Source organism: Streptomyces sp. CB03234 (assembly GCF_001905885.1).
GTDB lineage: Bacteria > Actinomycetota > Actinomycetes > Streptomycetales > Streptomycetaceae > Streptomyces.
Map to the genome: position 1 here is coordinate 352049 of NZ_LIYH01000005.1, position 18716 is coordinate 370764.

Here is an 18716-nt window from a genome sequence, read left to right on the forward strand (position 1 = left end):
TCAAGATAGAACAGGTTCTAGGCGAAGGGAATGGGCTTTCAGCGGTCGAAGTCGAGCTCCACCTCCGGCGTTACGGGGTGTGACTGGCAGGCCAGTACGTAACCCGCGTCGGTCTCCTCGCTCTCCAGGGCGTAGTTGCGGTCCATCCGTACCTCACCGGTGACCAGGAACGCGCGGCAGGTGCCGCAGACGCCGCCCTTGCAGGCGTACGGCGCGTCCGCGCGGCTGCGCAGCACCGTCTCCAGCAGCGACTCCCCTTCCCGCACCGGCCAGGTGCCCGACCGGCCGTCCAGAGTCGCGGTGAGCGTGGCGTGCGCGGGTATCGCGGCCGCCCGTACGGCGGCGGGCGCCGATCCGTCATCCACGTGGAAGATCTCCTGGTGGATCCGGCCACGGTCCACGCCAAGGCCCCGCACTGCCCGTTCGGCACCCATGACCAGCCCGAACGGCCCGCACAGGAACCAGCCGTCCACCTCGTCGACCGGCAGCAACCGCGGCAGCAGCGCGGTCAGCCGCTCCCGGTCCAGCCGCCCGGACGGCAGCCCGGACTGCTGCTCCTCCCGCGACAGGACGGTCACCAGCTGGAAGCGGTCGGGGAACCGGTCCTTCAGGTCGGCGACCTCCTCCAGGAACATCGTCGAGGCGGCCGTACGGTCACTGCGTATCAGGCAGAACCGGGCCTCCGGTTCGCGGGCCAGCAGCGTCGAGGCCATGGAGAGCACCGGGGTGATCCCGCTGCCGCCCACGATCGCGGCGAAGTGCCCGGGCCGCGGGGGCAGGAGGAACCGGCCCATCGGCTCCATGACCTCCACCGTGTCGCCGACCGCGAGCTCCTTGAGCGCGTATGTCGAGAACTCGCCACCGTCCACCAGCCGGATGCCGACCCGCAGCACCGGGTCCTCACCCTCGGGGGCGGCGGGGGAGCAGATCGAGTACGTACGCCGGATCTCCTCGCCCGCCGTGCTCCGGCGTCGCAGGGCGAGATGCTGGCCGGGGGTGTGGCGGAAGGTCTCACGCAGCTCGGGCGGCACCGTGAAGGTGACGGCGACAGAGTCGTCCGTGAGCCGCTCGACCTCGCTCACCCGGAGCGGATGGAACATCTACAACTCCTTGAAGTGGTCGAACGGTTCACGGCAGGCGGTGCAGCGGCGCAGCGCCTTGCAGGCGGTGGAGGAGAAGCGGCTGAGCAGCTCGGTGTCGGTCGAGCCGCAGTGCGGGCAGCGGATGGCCAGCGAGACCGGCACCGGCCCACCGCCGGTGCCCTGGTGGCGGGGCGGCGCTATGCCGAACTCGGCGAGCTTGCGGCGCCCTTCCGTGCTGATGTCGTCCGTCGACCAGGCGGGCGAGAGGACCGTGACGACCGAGACCTCGGCCATGCCGTGGTCGTGCAGCACGCGCTCGATGTCCGAGGACATCGCCTCGACGGCGGGGCAGCCGGTGTACGTCGGGGTCAGCTCGACCCGGACCCGGCCGGGGGCGAGAACGTGCACCCCGCGCAGAACACCGAGCTCCTCCAGCGTCAGTATGGGCAGCTCCGGGTCGGGGACCGCGCCGGCCAGCCGGCTCAGCTCCTCCTCCAGCGCCGTCATCCGCGCCGTACCGGTCACCATGACGCCCCCGGGTGGCTGCGGTGCAGGTGCTGCATCTCGGCCAGCATCCGGCCGAAGCTCTCCGTGTGCAGGCCCTGGCGGCCCGCACCGGCGCTCCACGCTCCTGTGCGAGGGCCGTCCGGCACGGTGAGCGTGGCCCGCTCCAGGACCGCCGTCACCGACGCCAGCCAGTCGGACTCCAGCTCCTGCCAGTCGACGTCCAGCCCCGCCACCGGCTGGAACAGCTCGCCCGTGAAGCGCCACAGCGCCGTGCAGGCCCGCTGTGTCCGCCGATGGCTCTCGGCGGTGCCGTCACCCAGCCGGAGCGTCCACTGCTCGGCGTGGTCCTGGTGGTACGCGACCTCCTTGACCGCCTTCGCCGCGAGCCCGGTGAACTCGCCCTCGCCGGCCGCCGCCAGCCGGCCGTACAGCAGCCGCTGGTAGGTGGAGAAGTACAGCTGCCGGACGATGGTGTGGGCGAAGTCGCCGTTCGGCTGCTCGACCAGCTGGACGTTGCGGAACGCCCGCTCCTCGCGCAGATAGGCCAGCTCGTCCTCGTCACCGACGAGGGACAGCAGCACCCGCGCCTGGCCGAGCAGGTCCAGCGCGATGTTGGCGAGCGCGACCTCCTCCTCCAGGACGGGGGCGTGGCCCGCCCACTCCCCCAGCCGGTGCGACAGCACCAGCGCGTCGTCACCGAGGGCGAGCGCGGCGGCGGTGCTCACGGCGGCGGGCACGGGCTCTGCGGCGGTCACAGGTTCTTCACCCCCTCCGGGACCTCGTAGAAGGTCGGGTGCCGGTAGGGCTTGTCCGCGGACGGCTCGAAGAACGGGTCCTTCTCGTCGGGGGACGAGGCGGTGATCGCCGTGGACGGCACCACCCAGATCGAGACGCCCTCATTGCGGCGGGTGTACAGGTCGCGGGCGTTGCGCAGCGCCATCTGGGCGTCCGGCGCGTGCAGGCTTCCCGCGTGGGTGTGGGACAGCCCGCGACGCGAGCGCACGAACACCTCCCACAGCGGCCAGTCGCTGGTCGTCATGCCTTCGCCTCCCCGTGCTTCGCCGCGTACGCCGCCGCGGCCTCCCTGACCCAGGCGCCTTCTTCGTGGGCGCGGCGGCGCTGGGTGATGCGCTGTTCGTTGCAGGGCCCGTTGCCCTTGAGGACCTCCCAGAACTCGGTCCAGTCGATCCGGCCGAAGTCGTAGTGCCCCCGCTCCTCGTTCCAGCGGAGGTCCGGGTCGGGGAGGGTGAGGCCCAGCGTCTCCGCCTGGGGGACGCAGATGTCCACGAACCGCTGGCGCAGCTCGTCGTTCGAGTGCCGCTTGATCTTCCAGGCCATGGACTGCGCCGAGTGCGACGACTCGTCGTCCGGCGGACCGAACATCATCAGCGACGGCCACCACCAGCGGTTCACCGCGTCCTGCGCCATCGCGTGCTGCTCGGGCGTCCCGCGCGAGAGGGCGAGGAGCGATTCGTACCCCTGGCGCTGGTGGAACGACTCCTCCTTGCAGATCCGGACCATCGCGCGGGCGTACGGGCCGTAGGAGCAGCGGCACAGCGGCACCTGGTTGGTGATCGCCGCGCCGTCCACGAGCCAGCCGATGGCGCCGACGTCGGCCCAGGTCAGCGTGGGGTAGTTGAAGATCGAGGAGTACTTCTGGCGGCCGGTGTGGAGCTTGTCGAGCAGCTCGTCGCGGCTGGTGCCGAGGGTCTCGGCCGCGCTGTAGAGATACAGCCCGTGCCCGGCCTCGTCCTGCACCTTGGCCATCAGGATCGCCTTGCGCCGGAGCGAGGGGGCGCGCGTGATCCAGTTCGCCTCGGGCTGCATGCCGATGATCTCGGAGTGGGCGTGCTGGGCGATCTGCCGGACGAGCGTGGCGCGATATGCCTCCGGCATCCAGTCGCGCGGCTCGATCCGCTCGTCGGCGGCCACGGCGGCGTCGAACACCGCCTCGTACGCCTCCTGCGTGTCCGCAGTCACTGCCGTCATCGGGCCCCCTACCGACCGATCGTTCGGTTGAATGACTTCAATGGTGAGTCGGCGGCCCGTATGGTGTCAACCCTGTGGATAACCCGGCGGATCGATGGGAACGGGAACGGGGCGGGATGGACTCGTACGACAAGGAGGCCGGCGGCCGCGCCCGGCGCGCCACCGACGCGGAAGGTCCCGGCCGCGTGACCCCTCCGCCCCCGGCCGGCTCCGAACCGGAATCCGCCCCACAACCAGGCCCCGCGCCGGCGCCGCCACCCGCCGGCACATCCGCCGCCCCCGACTACGCCACCCGAGCGACCCCCACCGCCCCCGCGTCGGCCACCGGCCCCGTGCCGGGGACCGCCCCCGTGCCGGGTGCCGCCCCCGCGTCGGGCACGGACCGAGCGTCGGGTGCCGCCCCCGTGCCGGGTGCCACCCCCGTGCGGGGCACCGGCTCCGTGCCTAGCACCGGCCCCGCGTCGGATACGGACCGAGCGCCGGGTACGGACCGAGCGTCGGGTGCCGCCCCCGCGTCGGGCACGGACCGAGCGTCGGGCACCGGCCCCGTGCCGGGTGCCGGCGGCGCCGGGGGCAGTGGGCGGGGTTCGTCCGTGGGGGGTGAGCGTGCTTCGGAGCACCTGACGTTGCCGACGGCGGGCCGTGGGAGCGGAGGGGACGATCCGCTGGTCGCGGCGGGGGCCGCCGATGGGCCGCCGGCAAGGCCCGCGTGGGCGGTCGCGGCCGGGGCCGCACCGGAGGAGGGTGCCGGGGCAGCGGCCGGTGAGCCGGGGGAGGCGTCGGGAGGGCCGCCCAGTGGGCGGCCCGGGGCGGGGATAACCGCGTTGTCACTGCCGTATCAGGTCGTGGCGGCCGTGTCGCTCGCCGTCGTCGGGATGCTCGCGTGCGTGCACCTGGCCATGGCGTTCCTGCACGTCGCGCCGTCGAACACGCTCACCAAACAGCACGGCAAGGCCGTGGACGACTGGGTCTTCCCCGAGTTCGAGCAGAACTGGAAGCTCTTCGCGCCCAATCCCCTCCAGCAGAACATCGCCGTCCACGCCCGCGCCGAGGTCGTCGACGGCGACGGCGGGCGCAGGACCACCGGATGGATCGACCTCTCCGGTGACGACGGGGAAGCGATCCGCGGCAACCTCCTCCCCAGTCATGTGAACCAGAACGAGCTGCGGCGGGGCTGGGACTTCTACGTGAACTCGCACACCAACGACAACCGCCCCAACGGTCTGCGCGGGCAGCTCTCCGAGCGCTACATCCGGCGCATCGCCATGCTGCGGCTCGAAGCCCACCACCTGGGCGGCAGGATCGAGCGGATACAGCTCCGCTCCGCCACGCAGGGCGTCGAGGCTCCGGTGTGGAGCGACGAGAAGACCGACACGCGGCCCTACTACCGGGTGCTCCCTTGGTGGACCGTGACCGCCGCCGACCTGCCCGGTGGCGTCAGCGGCGGCCGTACGGAGGCGGGCCGGTGACGACCCCTACCCGTACCCGTGCGCACACCGAGCCGCTCGACCGCCGGCTCGCCCGTGCCATCCAGCGCGTCACCGGCACGGCCCTCGGCCCGTACCAGACCGCCGTCGTACGCATCGGCTTCGCCGGCGCCTGGCTGCTGTTCCTGCTGCGCGAGTTCCCCCACCGCCACGAGCTGTACGGGCCCGACGGACCCTGGTCCTGGGACATGGGCCAGCAGCTCATCGCGAACAACCACGCGTTCACGGTCCTGATGTGGTCCGACAGCACCCTCTGGTTCGAGACGGTGTACGCGCTCGCCGTGCTCTCCAGCGTCCTGCTGCTGATCGGATGGCGCACCCGCACCATGTCGGTGCTGTTCATGGTGGGCGTGCTGTCGCTGCAGAATCGCTCCATCTTCATGGGCGACGGCGGCGACAACGTCGTCCACCTGATGGCGATCTACCTCGTCCTGACCCGTTGCAGCCAGGTCTGGTCCGTGGACGCCCGCCGAGCCGCCCGCCCCGGACCGCGGCGCGATGTGCTGGGGCCGGTGATGTGGGCGGTTCTGGCCTTCGGGCTGGTGGCGGCCACACTGTTCATCGACCGGACCGGCGAGACATGGCTCCTGGTGATGCTGTGGCTGCTGTGGGCCGCGCAGGGCGTGTGGTGGCTGGTGTGCCGGTACGCGCCCGGCGAGCCGCGTGTCCTGGCCGACGTGCTCGCCAACCTCGTCCACAACGCCACCCTCGCCGTCATCATGGCCGAGGTGTGCCTGATCTACGCCACGGCCGGCTGGTACAAGATCCAGGGCTCGCGCTGGCAGGACGGCACCGCGCTGTACTACCCGCTCAAGCTGGACTACTTCACCCCCTGGCCGTTCCTCTCCGACCTCCTCGCCGCCAGCGGCGTGATGGTCATGGTGCTGACCTACGGCACGGTCATCGTGCAGGTCGCCTTCCCCTTCACCCTGTTCAACCGCAAGGTCAAGAACGTCCTGCTGGTGGCGATGATGCTGGAGCACGCCGGTATCGCGCTGCTGCTCGGGCTGCCGTTCTTCTCGCTCGCCATGATCGCCGCCGATGCCGTCTTCCTGCCGACCGTCTTCCTTGTGTGGCTGGGCACCCGCGTCCGGCGCGGCCGGGACCGGCTGCTGCCGGGCACCAGGAAGGTGCCGCGGCCGGCGCACGCCGCCGAGGCGGAGGCTCCCCGTACTCTCGTGGGGTGAGCAGCGAGACCCCCCTGGAGGCCCCCCTCCAGTACGACGACGGTTACGGCCCCGAGATCGGTGTCGGCCCGCACCCCCGGCCCTGGCCGGAGGACGAGCGGTACGACCCCGAGCTGCTGGCGGGCGGCGACCGGCGCAATGTCGTCGACCGGTACCGGTACTGGAGGCGGGAGGCGATCGTCGCCGACCTGGACACCCGGCGCCACGACTTCCATGTGGCCGTGGAGAACTGGGGCCACGACTTCAACATCGGCTCCGTCGTGCGGACCGCCAACGCCTTCCTGGCGAAGCAGGTCCACATCGTGGGCCGACGGCGCTGGAACCGGCGGGGCGCCATGGTCACCGACCGGTACCAGCATGTGCGCCACCACCCCGACACCGAGTCGCTGACCGCCTGGGCGGACGCCGAGGGGCTGCCGATCATCGGGATCGACAACCTCCCCGGCGCGGTGCCGCTGGAGCGGACGGAGCTGCCGCGCCGCTGTGTGCTGCTTTTCGGGCAGGAGGGTCCGGGCCTCACGGACGAGGCCCGCAAGCACGCGGCGATGGTCTGCTCGATCGCCCAGTTCGGCTCCACCCGGTCGATCAACGCGGGCGCGGCCGCAGCGATCGCCATGCACGCCTGGGTGCAGCGGTACGCGGAGATCTCCGGGCCGGAGGCCTGACCCGGAGCCGTCACGCCGGGCGGCGCACCTCGACCACCCGGAAGCGGTTCGCCACGAACGCGCTGTCGCACAGCGCCGCGTTCGCCGCCGGGTTGCCGCCCGAGCCGTGGAAGTCGGAGAACGCCGCCGTCTGGTTGACGTACACCCCGCCCGTCAGGTTCAGCGAGAGCTGCGCCGACTCCTCCAGGCAGACCTCCTCGACCGCGCGCTCGACGTCCGGCGAGGTCGTGTACGCGCCGACCGTCATCGCGCCCTTCTCGCGCACCGTGCGCCGCAGCAGCTCCAGCGCGTCGGCGGTCGACTCGACCGAGACGGCGAAGGCGACCGGGCCGAAGCACTCCGACATGTACGCCGCTTCCGCGTCCGGCTTGGAACCGTCCAGCTTGACGAGGACGGGCGTACGGACCACGGCTTCGGGGAAGTCCGGGTTGGCGACCTCGCGCGAGGCCAGGGCGACCTCGCCGAGCCCGGCGGCCGCCTCCAGGCGGGCCTTCACGTCCGGGTTGACGATGGCGCCCAGCAGGGCGTTGGCCCGGGCGTCGTCGTCCAGCAGCCCGCCGACCGCGGCAGCGAGGTCGGCGACCACCTCGTCGTACGGCTTGGGTCCGGCGTCCGTGGTGATGCCGTCGCGGGGGATCAGCAGGTTCTGCGGGGTGGTGCACATCTGGCCGCTGTAGAGGGACAGCGAGAAGGCCAGGTTGGACAGCATGCCCTTGTAGTCGTCGGTCGAGTCGATGACGACCGTGTTGACGCCCGCTTTCTCCGTGTAGACCTGCGCCTGCCGGGCGTTGGCCTCCAGCCAGTCTCCGAACGACGTCGAACCGGTGTAGTCGATGATCCGGATCTCCGGGCGGACGGCCAGGTCCTTGGCGATGCCCTCGCCCGGCCGCTCCACGGCCAGCGCCACCAGGTTCGGGTCGAAGCCCGCCTCCGCCAGCACCTCGCGCGCCACCCGTACCGTCAGCGCCATGGGGAGCACCGCGCGCGGGTGGGGCTTGACCAGGACCGGGTTGCCGGTGGCCAGGGAGGCGAACAGGCCCGGGTAGCCGTTCCACGTCGGGAAGGTGTTGCAGCCGATCAGCAGCGCGATGCCGCGGGCCACCGGCGTGAACGCCTTGCGCAGCTCCAGCGGGTCCCGCTTGCCCTGCGGCTTGGACCAGTCGGCGACCAGCGGGGTGCGGACCTGCTCCGCGTACGCGTACGCCACCGCCTCGAGGCCGCGGTCCTGGGCGTGCGGCCCACCCGCCTGGAACGCCATCATGAACGCCTGCCCGCTGGTGTGCATCACCGCGTGCGCGAACTCGTGCGTACGGGCGTTGATGCGGGCCAGGATCTCCAGGCAGACCAGGGCGCGGGTCTCGGGACCGGCGTCCCGCCAGGCGCCCATGCCGGCGCGCATGGCGGGCAGCAGGACGTCCACGTCGGCGTGCGGATACTCCACGCCCAGCTGCGGGCCGTACGGCGAGACCTCGCCGCCGGTCCAGCCGTCCGTGCCCGGCTGGTCGAGCTCGAAGCGGGTGCCCAGAGTGGCCTTGTGGGCTTCGAGGCCGTCGGCGGCGCTCAGCGAGCCGTTCTCCCCGTACGCCTTCGGGTGCTCGGGGTGCGGGGACCAGTAGGCCCGCGTGCGGATGGCTTCGAGGGCCTGTTCCAGCGTGGAGCGGTGCCTCTCGGTCAGGTGGTCGGTGGTGAGCTGAGCGGCGGCCATGACGGACCAACTCCTCGTCGAGCTGGGCAGGGACAGGCGGACAGAGCTAGAGTAACCGAACGATCGGTCGGGACAAGGGGGCCTCCCGAACCTGTGGACAACTCATCGGGGAGGATCACTGTCATGACCGACACCAAGGCCATCGAGCGGAGCCGTACCGTCGCCGTCGTCGGCACCGGGACCATGGGCCAGGGCATCGCCCAGGTCGCCCTCGTCGCCGGCCACCCCGTACGCCTCTACGACGCCGGGCCCGGCCGCGCACAGCAGGCCGCCGCGGCCATCACCGCACGGCTCGACCGACTGGCGGAAAAGGGCCGCCTCACCGCCGAGGAGCGGGACGCGGCAGCCGGCCGGCTCCACGTGGCCGAGACCCTCGGCGACCTCGCCGACGCGGCGCTCGTCATCGAGGCGATCGTCGAGCAGCTCGCGGTCAAGCAGGAGCTCTTCGCCGAACTGGAGAAGACCGTCGCCGACGACTGCCTGCTCGCCACCAACACCTCCTCCCTTTCCGTCACCGCCATCGCGGGAGCGCTGCGGGTGCCCGGCCGCTTCGTCGGGCTGCACTTCTTCAACCCCGCGCCCCTCCTCCCGCTCGTCGAGGTCGTCAGCGGCTTCGCCACCGACGAAACCGCCGCCACGCGCGCGTACGCCACCGCCAAGGAGTGGGGCAAGACGCCGGTGCGCTGCGCCGACACCCCCGGCTTCATCGTCAACCGCATCGCCCGCCCCTTCTACGCCGAGGCGCTGCGCCTGTACGAGGAGCGGGCCGCCGACCCGGCCACCATCGACGCCGTCCTCCGCGAGTGCGGCGGTTTCCGGATGGGCCCCTTCGAGCTGACCGACCTGATCGGGCAGGACGTCAACGAGGCCGTCACCCGGTCCGTCTGGGAGGCCTTCCACCAGGACGCCAAGTTCACCCCGTCCCTCGCCCAGCGGCGCCTGGTCGAGTCCGGGCGCCTGGGCCGCAAGACGGGCCAGGGCTGGTACGCGTACGGCGAGGACGCCGAGCGGCCGGCCGTGCCCACCGAGGCGCCCGCACCCGCGCCCGCCGCGGTCACCGTCCACGGCCACCTCGGCCACGCCGAGCCGCTGGTCGCCATGATCGAGCAGGCCGGGATCACGGTCCGCCGCCGCAAGCGCGGCAACTACCTCACCCTCCCGAGTGGCGGCCACTTGACCCTCGCCGACGGCGAAGCGGTCTTCGAGTACGAGGGCGAGGAGATCATCTACTTCGACCTCGCCCACGACTACAGGACCGCCACCCGCATCGCCCTGGCCACCGCCCCCACCACCTCCGCCGAGACCCTCCAGGAGGCCGTCGGCCTCTTCCAGGCGCTCGGCAAGGACGTCACGGTGATCGGCGACGTCCCCGGCATGATCGTCGCCCGTACCGTCGCCATGCTGGTCGACCTCGCCGTGGACGCCGTCGAGCGCGGCGTCGCCTCCGCCGAGGACATCGACACCGCCATGCGCCTCGGCGTCAACTACCCGGCCGGGCCCCTGGAGTGGGGCGCGCTGCTCGGCTACGAGTACGTGGCCGACGTGCTGCGCGCCCTGCACGAGCGTTACCCGACCGGCCGTTACGCCCCCTGCCTCGGCGTCGCCCGCAAGGACCACGAGGAGAGGGCCGCCATGAAGGACCAGGACAGCCGATGACCACCGCCAAGCGCGATACGTACACCCCCGAGACGCTGCTCTCCGTCGCCGTCCGCGTCTTCAACGAACGCGGCTACGACGGCACCTCCATGGAGCACCTCTCCAAGGCGGCCGGTATCTCCAAGTCCTCGATCTACCACCACGTCACGGGCAAGGAGGAGCTGCTGCGGCGCGCCGTCAGCCGGGCGCTCGACGGCCTCTTCGCGGTCCTCGACGAGCCCGGCGCCGCGCGCGGACGGGCCATCGAACGGGTCGAGTACGTGACCCGGCGCACCGTCGAGGTCCTGATGGACGAACTGCCGTACGTGACGCTCCTGCTGCGCGTACGGGGCAACACCAAGACCGAGCGGTGGGCGCTGGAGCGGCGCCGCGAGTTCGACCACCGGGTCGCCGACCTGCTCAAAGCGGCCGCCGCCGACGGCGACCTGCGCGCCGACGTGGACATACGGCTGGCCACCCGGCTGCTCTTCGGCATGATCAACTCGCTGGTGGAGTGGTACCGGCCCCAGCCGGGTGGCGACGCCGAGCGCCGGCAGGTCGTCGACACCGTCGTCCACCTCGCGTTCGACGGCCTGCGTACGGTCCCCTAGGTGCCCTCTAGATCTCGTCCGGCGCGATCCGCCGGTTGAGGTCCGTTTCCTCGAAGACCAGCAGCGTGCGCGTGGAAAGCACCTCCGGGATCGCCTGGAGCCTGGTCAGGACCAGCTCACGCAAGGTCCGGTTGTCCGGCGTGTGCACCAGCAGCAGGACGTCGAAGTCCCCGCTGACCAGAGCGATGTGCGCGGCCCCCGGCAGCGCCTGGAGCTGCTCGCGGACCGTGCGCCAGGAGTTCTGGACGATCTTGAGCGTGATGTACGCGGAGGCGCCCTGCCCCGCCCGCTCGTGGTTGACCCGGGCGCTGAAGCCGCGGATCACCCCGTCCTCGATGAGCCGGTTGATCCGCGCGTACGCGTTGGCGCGTGAGACATGGACCCGGTCGGCCACGGAGCGTATCGAGGCGCGACCGTCCATTTGGAGGATGCGGAGGATGTCGCGGTCGATCGCGTCGAGCGGCCGCGGCGCCGCCTGCTGCTCGCCGCTCGGCTGCCCCTGCTCCCTGCCGTCGGCCATTTGTTCAGCTGCCATGTCCCCCCGCCTCTCATCCATGGACGACCTGCCTCTATCCCAGGCTGTGGAGAACCGTTTGTCCACAGGCTGAAGGCGCCTGTAGCCAAAATGCCGCCACGACCGAACAATCGGTAGGTGAGGCGCGTCACAGTCGCGTCCCCCCTCGGGTCTTATGCCCGCTCCCACGAGGAGGTGCTGTCATGACGGTCCAAGAGCTGCCCGGTGCCGCCCCTTACCGGCCCACCCCGCCCCCGGCGTGGAAGCCGCGCACCGACCCCGCACCGCTGCTCCCGGACCCCGAGCCGTACCGGGTGCTGGGCACGGACGCCGCGGCCGGCTTCCCGCCCGAGCTGCTGCGCCGGCTCTACGCCGAGCTGGTGCGCGGCCGCCGCTACAACGCGCAGGCGACCGCCCTCACCAAGCAGGGCAGGCTGGCGGTCTACCCCTCGAGCACCGGCCAGGAGGCGTGTGAGGTCGCCGCCGCCCTGGTGCTGGAGGACCGGGACTGGCTCTTCCCGTCGTACCGCGACACCCTCGCCGCCGTGGCGCGCGGCCTCGACCCCGTCCAGGCGCTGACCCTGCTGCGAGGCGACTGGCACACCGGGTACGACCCGCACGAGCACCGTGTCGCACCGCTGTGCACACCGCTGGCCACCCAGCTGCCGCACGCCGTGGGACTGGCGCACGCGGCCCGCCTCAAGGGCGACGACGTGGTGGCCCTCGCCATGGTCGGCGACGGCGGCACCAGCGAGGGCGACTTCCATGAGGCGCTGAACTTCGCGGCCGTCTGGCAGGCCCCCGTCGTCTTCCTCGTACAGAACAACGGCTTCGCCATCTCCGTCCCGCTCGCCAAGCAGACCGCGGCACCGTCCCTGGCCCACAAGGCCGTCGGGTACGGGATGCCGGGCCGGCTCGTCGACGGCAACGACGTGGCGGCCGTGCACCAGGTGCTCTCCGAGGCGGTCGCCCGCGCCCGGCGCGGCGGCGGGCCCACGCTCGTGGAGGCCGTGACGTACCGCATCGACGCCCACACCAACGCCGACGACGCCACCCGCTACCGGGGCGACAGCGAGGTCGAGGCGTGGCGCGACCACGACCCGATCCGGCTGCTGGAGCACGAGCTGACCGAGCGCGGCCTCCTCGACGAGGACGGCATACGGCAGGCGGCCGAGGACGCCGAGACGATGGCCGCACGGCTGCGGGAGCGGATGAACGCGGACGCCGAGCTCGACCCAATGGACCTGTTCGCGCACGTGTACGCCGAGCAGACGGCACAACTGCGGGAGCAGGCCGCCCAGCTGCGCGCCGAGCTCGACGCCGAAGGTGATGCCTGATGACGACCGTGGCAAACGCGGCACCCAAGCCCGCGACCAAGCCCGCCACCATGGCGCAGGCGCTCCAGCGCGCCATGCGCGACGCGATGGCCGAGGACCCGTCCGTCCACGTCATGGGGGAGGACGTCGGCACGCTCGGCGGCGTCTTCCGCGTCACCGACGGGCTCGCCAAGGAGTTCGGCGAGGACCGCTGCACGGACACCCCGCTCGCCGAGGCGGGCATCCTGGGCACGGCCGTCGGCATGGCGATGTACGGGCTGCGGCCGGTCGTCGAGATGCAGTTCGACGCCTTCGCCTACCCGGCGTTCGAGCAGCTGATCAGCCATGTCGCACGGATGCGGAACCGGACCCGGGGCGCGATGCCGCTGCCGATCGTCGTGCGCGTGCCGTACGGCGGCGGGATCGGCGGCGTCGAGCACCACAGCGACTCGTCCGAGGCGTACTACGTGGCGACTCCGGGGCTCCATGTCGTCACGCCCGCGACGGTCGCCGACGCGTACGGACTGCTGCGGGCGGCGATCGCCTCCGACGACCCGGTCGTCTTCCTGGAACCCAAGCGGCTCTACTGGTCGAAGTCCCCCTGGTCGCCGGACGCACCCGACACCGTCGAGCCGATAGGGCGCGCGGTCGTGCGGCGGACCGGGCGCAGCGCCACGCTCCTCACGTACGGGCCGTCCCTGCCCGTGTGCCTGGAGGCCGCCGAGGCCGCGCAGGCGGAGGGCTGGGACCTGGAGGTCGTGGACCTGCGCTCGCTGGTGCCGTTCGACGACGAGACGGTCTGCGCGTCGGTGCGGCGCACCGGGCGCGCGGTCGTCGTCCACGAGTCGTCCGGCTTCGGCGGCCCGGGCGGGGAGATCGCCGCCCGGGTCACGGAGCGGTGCTTCCACCACCTGGAGGCGCCGGTGCTGCGGGTGGCCGGGTTCGACATCCCCTACCCGCCGCCGATGCTGGAGCGGCACCATCTGCCGGGCGTGGACCGCATCCTGGACGCCGTGGCGCGGTTGCAGTGGGAGGCGCAGAGCTGATGGCCCAGGTGCTGGAGTTCAAGCTGCCGGACCTCGGCGAGGGCCTCACCGAGGCCGAGATCGTGCGCTGGCTGGTGGACGTCGGGGACGTCGTCGCCGTCGACCAGCCGGTCGTAGAGGTCGAAACCGCCAAGGCGATGGTCGAGGTGCCGTGCCCCTACGGGGGCGTGGTGACCGCGCGGTTCGGCGAGGAGGGTACGGAACTGCCCGTCGGCGCGCCCCTGTTGACCGTGGCGGTGGGCGCCACGTCGGCGCCGGCGTCGGCCCCTTCCTCCGGCGGGGCGGGCTCGGCCGGTGCGGCGGGCTCGTCCGGCTACTCCGGTTCGTCCGGGGAGGGCTCCGGGAACGTGCTCGTCGGGTACGGCACGGCTGCCCCGGCGGCGCGGAGGCGGCGGGTACGGCGGGAGCCGGTGACCGCGGTGGCCGCACCGTCCGCTCCGGCACCGGCACCGGTCGCCGTACCGGTCGCCGCTCCGGTCACCGCTCCGGTCACCCCCGTGCGCTCCGACGGGCCCGTGCCGGTGATCTCGCCGCTCGTACGGAAGCTGGCCCGGGAAAAGGGCATCGACCTGCGGCAGTTGCGCGGCTCCGGGCCCGACGGGCTGATCCTGCGGGCTGACGTGGACCGTGCGGTGGCGGCGGCCACCTCGGCACCCGCCCCCACGACCGCGCCCGGCCCCGCGACCGCCCCCGCGACCGCCGCGATCCCGGCCAGCGTCGGTGAAAGGGTGCCGCTGCGCGGCGTACGCGGTGCGGTCGCCGACAAGCTGTCCCGCAGCCGGCACGAGATCCCCGACGCGACCTGCTGGGTGGACGCGGACGCGACCGAGCTGATGGCCGCGCGCGCCGCGATGAACGCGGCCGGGGGCCCCAAGATCTCCCTGCTGGCGCTCCTCGCCCGGATCTGCACGGCCGCGCTCGCGCGCCACCCCGAACTGAACTCCAGGGTGGACACGGCCGCACGGGAGATCGTGCGCCTGCCCGAGGTGCATCTGGGCTTCGCCGCGCAGACCGACCGGGGCCTGGTCGTCCCCGTCGTCCGTGACGCGCACAGCCGGACGGCGGAGTCCCTGTCTGCGGAGTTCGCCCGGCTGACGGAGGCCGCCAGGGCCGGGACGCTGACGCCCGCCGAGCTGACGGGCGGGACGTTCACGCTGAACAACTACGGCGTGTTCGGGGTCGACGGCTCCACGCCGATCATCAACCACCCCGAGGCGGCGATGCTGGGCGTCGGCCGGATCGTCCCCAAGCCCTGGGTGCACGAGGGCGAACTGGCCGTCCGGCAGGTCGTCCAGCTGTCGTTGACCTTCGACCACCGGGTGTGCGACGGCGGGACGGCGGGCGGCTTCCTGCGCTACGTCGCGGACTGCGTGGAGCACCCGGCGGTGCTGCTGCGGACGCTCTGACGGCCCCGGGGCCCCGGCCGGACCTCCGGCCCGGGGCCCCGGCCGCGGCTGCCCCGGCTGTCCGGGTCGCCCCGGGGGTGGGCGGGACCGCACGCCTGGGGATACTGGTGGCGTGACCCCATATGACGTCGTCGTGCTCGCCGGGGGTGCCGCCAGGCGGCTCGGCGGCGCGGACAAGCCAGGCGTGAGTGTCGGCGGGCGGGCCCTGCTGGATCGCGTGCTGCGGGCCTGCCGCGAGGCCGGACGTACCGTTGTCGTGGGCGGGCGGCGGGGCACCGTGCGCCCCGTGGTGTGGGCACGGGAGGAGCCGCCCGGGAGCGGGCCGCTGGCCGCGCTCGCGGCCGGGGTCCGGCACGTGGAGGCCGACACCGTGGTGGTGCTGAGCGGCGACCTGCCGTTCCTCCGGGACGGCGGGGTACGGAAGTTGGCCGACTCGCTGGCCGGCGGGAGCGCCGAGGCCGTGCTGTCCGTGGACCCCGACGGCCGGGACCAGCCGCTCGTCGCCGCGTACCGCACCGAGCCGCTGCGCCGCGAACTGGCCCTCCTGGCAACGGAGCACGGAAACCTGACGGGACTGCCGCTGCGCCTGCTCGTGCAGGAGCTGGACGTCCGCCGCATCCCCGCCGACCCCCTCGCCTCCTTCGACTGCGACACCTGGGAAGACATCGCCACGGCCCGGACCACGATCAGGGAGCATGGGAACGTGCTGGACGAATGGATCACCGCAGTCAAGGACGAGCTCGGCATCGAACTGGACGTCGACACCGGCGTCCTGCTCGACCTGGCGCGCGACGCCGCGCACGGCGTGGCGCGGCCCGCCGCGCCGCTCACCACCTTCCTGGTCGGTTACGCGGCGGCCCAGGCCGCCGGGAACGGGCCCGAAGCCGTCTCCCAAGCCGTGGCCGATGCCGCGCGCAAGGCGGCCGCCCTCGCCGACCGCTGGGCGAACGAGGCCACCGACGGCGCGGGTACCAAGACCGACACCGACACCGGCACCGGTCCCGGGCCCAACACCGGCACCGGTCATGGAACCGGCCCCAACACCGGCACCGGCACCGGCCCCAACACCGGCACCGGCACCGGCACCGGTCAGGGAACCGGCAGCGGGACCGACAACGGGGCCGGCGCGGGATGACCGACCCGGAGGTCGACGGCGTCGACGAAGCCCTCGCCCTGGTCGGGCCCCCGTCCCCACCGGCCCCGAAGCAGGAGCAGCACAGGGCCACGCCCTGGACCGAGGCCCGTGCCGTCGCCGCACGCCTGGGCGCGGCACGCCCGGCCCGGACGCGGCGAGTGGGTCTCGGACAGGCGCTGGGCGGTGTGCTCGCCGAGCCGCTGGCCGCCCTCACCGACCTGCCCTCCTTCGACACCTCCGCCATGGACGGGTGGGCCGTCGCGGGCCCCGGCCCCTGGCAGATCCGCGAAGGCGACTCCGTCCTGGCCGGGCACGCGCAGACGCCCCCGCTCCCCGACGGCGAGGCGGTACGGATCGCCACCGGCGCCCGCGTCCCACCCGGCGCCACCGCCGTGATCCGCAGCGAACACTCCCGTACGGACACGACCGGCCATCTGCACGCCCAGCGCGAGGTGACCCACGGGCAGGACATCCGGCCGCGCGGCCAGGAGTGCCGCTCGGGCGACGCCCTGCTGCCCGCCGGAACACCCGTCACGCCCGCCGTTCTCGGCCTGGCCGCGGCCGCCGGGTACGACGAGCTGCACACCGTCGAGCGCCCGCGGGTCGAGGTCCTGGTGCTCGGCGACGAACTCCTCATGGCGGGCCTCCCGCACGACGGGCTCATCCGGGACGCCCTCGGCCCGATGCTGGCACCCTGGCTGCACGCCCTCGGCGCCGACGTCATCGCCACCCGCCGTATCGGCGACGACGCCGACGCGCTCTACGCGGCGGTCACCGACTCCCAGGCGGACGTGGTGATCACCACCGGAGGCACTGCGGCCGGTCCGGTCGACCACGTCCACCCGGTCCTGCGCAAGGCGGGCGCCGAGCTGCTGGTCGACGGCGTGAAGGTGCGCCCCGGCCACCCGATGCTGCTCGCCCGGCTCAGCCCGGCCACGTACCTGGTCGGCCTGCCCGGCAACCCGCTGGCGGCCGTCTCCGGGCTGCTCACCCTCGCCGAGCCGCTGCTCCGTGGCCTCGCCGGGCGCCGGGCCCGGGCGCCCTACACGGCCGCGGTACGCGACGAGGTGCACGGCCACCCGCACGACACCAGGCTGGTGCCGGTCACCCACGCTGCGGGGCGCGGCTCCGGACACGCGGCAGGGCACGGCTCCGGACACGCCACCGGGCAGGTCAGCTCCGGGCACGTCGTACCGCTGCACTACAACGGGCCCGCCATGCTGCGTGGGATCGCCGTCGCGGACGGGCTCGCGGTCGTCCCGCCAGGAGGGGCCCGGGCCGGGGACGTACTGGAGATCCTCGACCTGCCCTGGGCGGCGACCACCGAAGGGTGTTTCACGTGAAACTTCCCGGCCAGGACGCGATGGCTCGCCGCGCCGACGAATATCTCGTGGGCGGCCAGATCAGGCTTCCGAACCCGATCGTCCAAAAACCCCTGCGCCAAGTGGGCAAGCGGCTGCTGATGGCCCTGTTCGTCCTCGCGCTGACCGTCCTCATCGTCTACATCGACCGCGGCGGCTACCACGACAACGCCGACGAGGGCGTCGACCTCCTCGACGCCATCTACTACGCGACCGTGACCCTGTCGACGACGGGCTACGGCGACATCGTTCCGCACAGCGACAGCGCGCGGCTGGTGAATGTGCTGCTGGTGACCCCGCTGCGCGTGCTGTTCCTGATCATTCTGGTCGGTACCACTCTTGAGGTCCTCACCCAACGGACCCGGGAAGAGTGGCGGCTCAAGCGCTGGAGGACCACGTTGCGCGACCACACCGTCATCATCGGCTTCGGTACGAAGGGCCGCTCGGCGATCCAGACGCTGTGCGCCACCGGCCTGAAGAGGGACCAGATCGTCATCGTCGACCCGAGCAGCAAGGTCATCGAGACGGCGAACGCCGACGGGTTCACCGGCGTGATCGGTGACGCGACCCGCAGCGATGTGCTGCTGCGCGCCGAAGTGCAGCGCGCCCGGCAGATCGTCATCGCGACCCAGCGCGACGACACCGCCGTCCTGGTCGCACTGACGGCCCGCCAGCTCAACCGCGGGGCGAAGATCGTCGCGGCGGTACGGGAAGAGGAGAACGCGCCGCTGCTGCGCCAGTCCGGCGCGGACGCCGTGATCACCAGCGCGAGCGCGGCCGGCCGGCTGCTGGGCCTGTCCGTGCTGAGCCCCAGCGCCGGCACGGTGATGGAGGACCTGATCCAGCAGGGCAGCGGTCTCGACCTGATCGAGCGGCCGGTCATAAAGGCCGAGGTGGGCAAGAGCGTCCGCGAGACGGACGACCTGGTGATCAGCGTCCTGCGCGGGCACCGGCTGCTCGGCTACGACGACCCGGCGGCCAGCCCACTGCAGTTGACGGACCGTCTGATCACGATCGTACGGGCAGGGAGTGTGGCGCCGCTGAGCACGCCGCCGGAGTAGCCTCGCGGC

Annotated in this window: 18 protein-coding genes; 11 read left to right on the forward strand and 7 right to left on the reverse strand. The window is 72.7% G+C overall.

Annotated features, from left to right (window positions below; translation table 11 throughout):
- Window positions 1-38 precede the first annotated feature (38 nt).
- The 5 genes from AMK26_RS22970 to paaA are packed head-to-tail and all read right to left on the reverse strand — an operon-like array spanning window position 39 to window position 3578.
- Window positions 39-1100 carry a 2Fe-2S iron-sulfur cluster-binding protein gene (locus tag AMK26_RS22970; protein WP_073756608.1) on the reverse strand — a complete coding sequence of 354 codons (1062 nt, stop codon included), beginning with the start codon at window positions 1098-1100 and terminating at the stop codon, window positions 39-41.
- Window positions 1101-1610, reverse strand: coding sequence for a 1,2-phenylacetyl-CoA epoxidase subunit PaaD (gene paaD / locus AMK26_RS22975; RefSeq protein WP_073756609.1), 510 nt, complete (start codon window positions 1608-1610; stop codon window positions 1101-1103).
- Window positions 1604-2344 (reverse strand): 1,2-phenylacetyl-CoA epoxidase subunit PaaC, encoded by a 741-nt coding sequence (gene paaC, locus AMK26_RS22980; RefSeq protein WP_241838034.1) that lies wholly within the window; start codon window positions 2342-2344, stop codon window positions 1604-1606. The genes paaD and paaC overlap by 7 nt, the downstream gene beginning before the upstream one ends.
- Window positions 2341-2628, reverse strand: a complete 288-nt coding sequence (paaB, locus tag AMK26_RS22985) for a 1,2-phenylacetyl-CoA epoxidase subunit PaaB (protein WP_073756610.1) — start codon at window positions 2626-2628, stop codon at window positions 2341-2343. The genes paaC and paaB overlap by 4 nt, the downstream gene beginning before the upstream one ends.
- The gene (paaA, locus tag AMK26_RS22990) at window positions 2625-3578 is read right to left on the reverse strand and encodes a 1,2-phenylacetyl-CoA epoxidase subunit PaaA (protein ID WP_073756611.1); all 954 of its coding nucleotides are present in this window, start codon (window positions 3576-3578) and stop codon (window positions 2625-2627) included. Before paaA ends, paaB begins: the two co-directional genes overlap by 4 nt.
- A 620-nt stretch (window positions 3579-4198) precedes the next feature.
- On the opposite strand from paaA, the gene AMK26_RS22995 reads away from it, so the two are divergent.
- From AMK26_RS22995 to AMK26_RS23005, 3 genes are read left to right on the forward strand one after another with little or no spacing between them, the layout of a single operon-like run.
- On the forward strand, window positions 4199-5047 hold the full coding sequence (locus AMK26_RS22995; RefSeq protein WP_443333187.1) for a DUF5819 family protein: 849 nt from the start codon (window positions 4199-4201) through the stop codon (window positions 5045-5047).
- Entirely contained in the window at window positions 5044-6252 is a 1209-nt protein-coding gene (locus AMK26_RS23000; RefSeq protein ID WP_073756612.1) for an HTTM domain-containing protein, read from the forward strand. The genes AMK26_RS22995 and AMK26_RS23000 overlap by 4 nt, the downstream gene beginning before the upstream one ends.
- On the forward strand, window positions 6249-6917 hold the full coding sequence (locus AMK26_RS23005; protein ID WP_073756613.1) for a TrmH family RNA methyltransferase: 669 nt from the start codon (window positions 6249-6251) through the stop codon (window positions 6915-6917). Before AMK26_RS23000 ends, AMK26_RS23005 begins: the two co-directional genes overlap by 4 nt.
- A 10-nt stretch (window positions 6918-6927) precedes the next feature.
- On the opposite strand, the gene paaN is transcribed toward AMK26_RS23005, so the two are convergent.
- Window positions 6928-8622 (reverse strand): phenylacetic acid degradation protein PaaN, encoded by a 1695-nt coding sequence (gene paaN, locus AMK26_RS23010; protein ID WP_073756614.1) that lies wholly within the window; start codon window positions 8620-8622, stop codon window positions 6928-6930.
- A 123-nt stretch (window positions 8623-8745) separates the two neighbouring features.
- Here paaN and AMK26_RS23015 point away from each other — a divergent pair, with 123 nt between their 5' ends.
- Both AMK26_RS23015 and AMK26_RS23020 read left to right on the forward strand, forming a co-directional pair.
- The gene (locus AMK26_RS23015; protein WP_073756615.1) at window positions 8746-10278 is read left to right on the forward strand and encodes a 3-hydroxyacyl-CoA dehydrogenase; all 1533 of its coding nucleotides are present in this window, start codon (window positions 8746-8748) and stop codon (window positions 10276-10278) included.
- Window positions 10275-10868: a TetR/AcrR family transcriptional regulator gene (locus AMK26_RS23020; protein WP_073756616.1), complete on the forward strand. Its 594-nt coding sequence runs from the start codon at window positions 10275-10277 to the stop codon at window positions 10866-10868. Before AMK26_RS23015 ends, AMK26_RS23020 begins: the two co-directional genes overlap by 4 nt.
- A 7-nt stretch (window positions 10869-10875) precedes the next feature.
- On the opposite strand, the gene AMK26_RS23025 is transcribed toward AMK26_RS23020, so the two are convergent.
- Complete coding sequence (locus tag AMK26_RS23025; protein WP_443333181.1) at window positions 10876-11403, reverse strand: Lrp/AsnC family transcriptional regulator; 528 nt, start codon at window positions 11401-11403, stop codon at window positions 10876-10878.
- Between the two features lie 182 nt (window positions 11404-11585).
- On the opposite strand from AMK26_RS23025, the gene pdhA reads away from it, so the two are divergent.
- From pdhA to AMK26_RS23055, 6 genes are all read left to right on the forward strand, one after another.
- A complete protein-coding gene (gene pdhA / locus AMK26_RS23030; RefSeq protein ID WP_073756618.1) occupies window positions 11586-12719 on the forward strand; it encodes a pyruvate dehydrogenase (acetyl-transferring) E1 component subunit alpha in 1134 nt (377 codons plus the stop codon).
- Window positions 12719-13744: an alpha-ketoacid dehydrogenase subunit beta gene (locus tag AMK26_RS23035; RefSeq protein ID WP_073756619.1), complete on the forward strand. Its 1026-nt coding sequence runs from the start codon at window positions 12719-12721 to the stop codon at window positions 13742-13744. The genes pdhA and AMK26_RS23035 overlap by 1 nt, the downstream gene beginning before the upstream one ends.
- Entirely contained in the window at window positions 13744-15150 is a 1407-nt protein-coding gene (locus AMK26_RS23040; RefSeq protein WP_073757064.1) for a dihydrolipoamide acetyltransferase family protein, read from the forward strand. The genes AMK26_RS23035 and AMK26_RS23040 overlap by 1 nt, the downstream gene beginning before the upstream one ends.
- A gap of 112 nt (window positions 15151-15262) precedes the next feature.
- Window positions 15263-16285: an NTP transferase domain-containing protein gene (locus AMK26_RS23045; RefSeq protein ID WP_079277760.1), complete on the forward strand. Its 1023-nt coding sequence runs from the start codon at window positions 15263-15265 to the stop codon at window positions 16283-16285.
- Window positions 16282-17628: a molybdopterin molybdotransferase MoeA gene (locus tag AMK26_RS23050; RefSeq protein WP_073756620.1), complete on the forward strand. Its 1347-nt coding sequence runs from the start codon at window positions 16282-16284 to the stop codon at window positions 17626-17628. The genes AMK26_RS23045 and AMK26_RS23050 overlap by 4 nt, the downstream gene beginning before the upstream one ends.
- Window positions 17629-17648: 20 nt before the next feature.
- The gene (locus AMK26_RS23055) at window positions 17649-18707 is read left to right on the forward strand and encodes a potassium channel family protein (RefSeq protein ID WP_079277761.1); all 1059 of its coding nucleotides are present in this window, start codon (window positions 17649-17651) and stop codon (window positions 18705-18707) included.
- The last annotated feature ends 9 nt before the right edge of the window (window positions 18708-18716 follow it).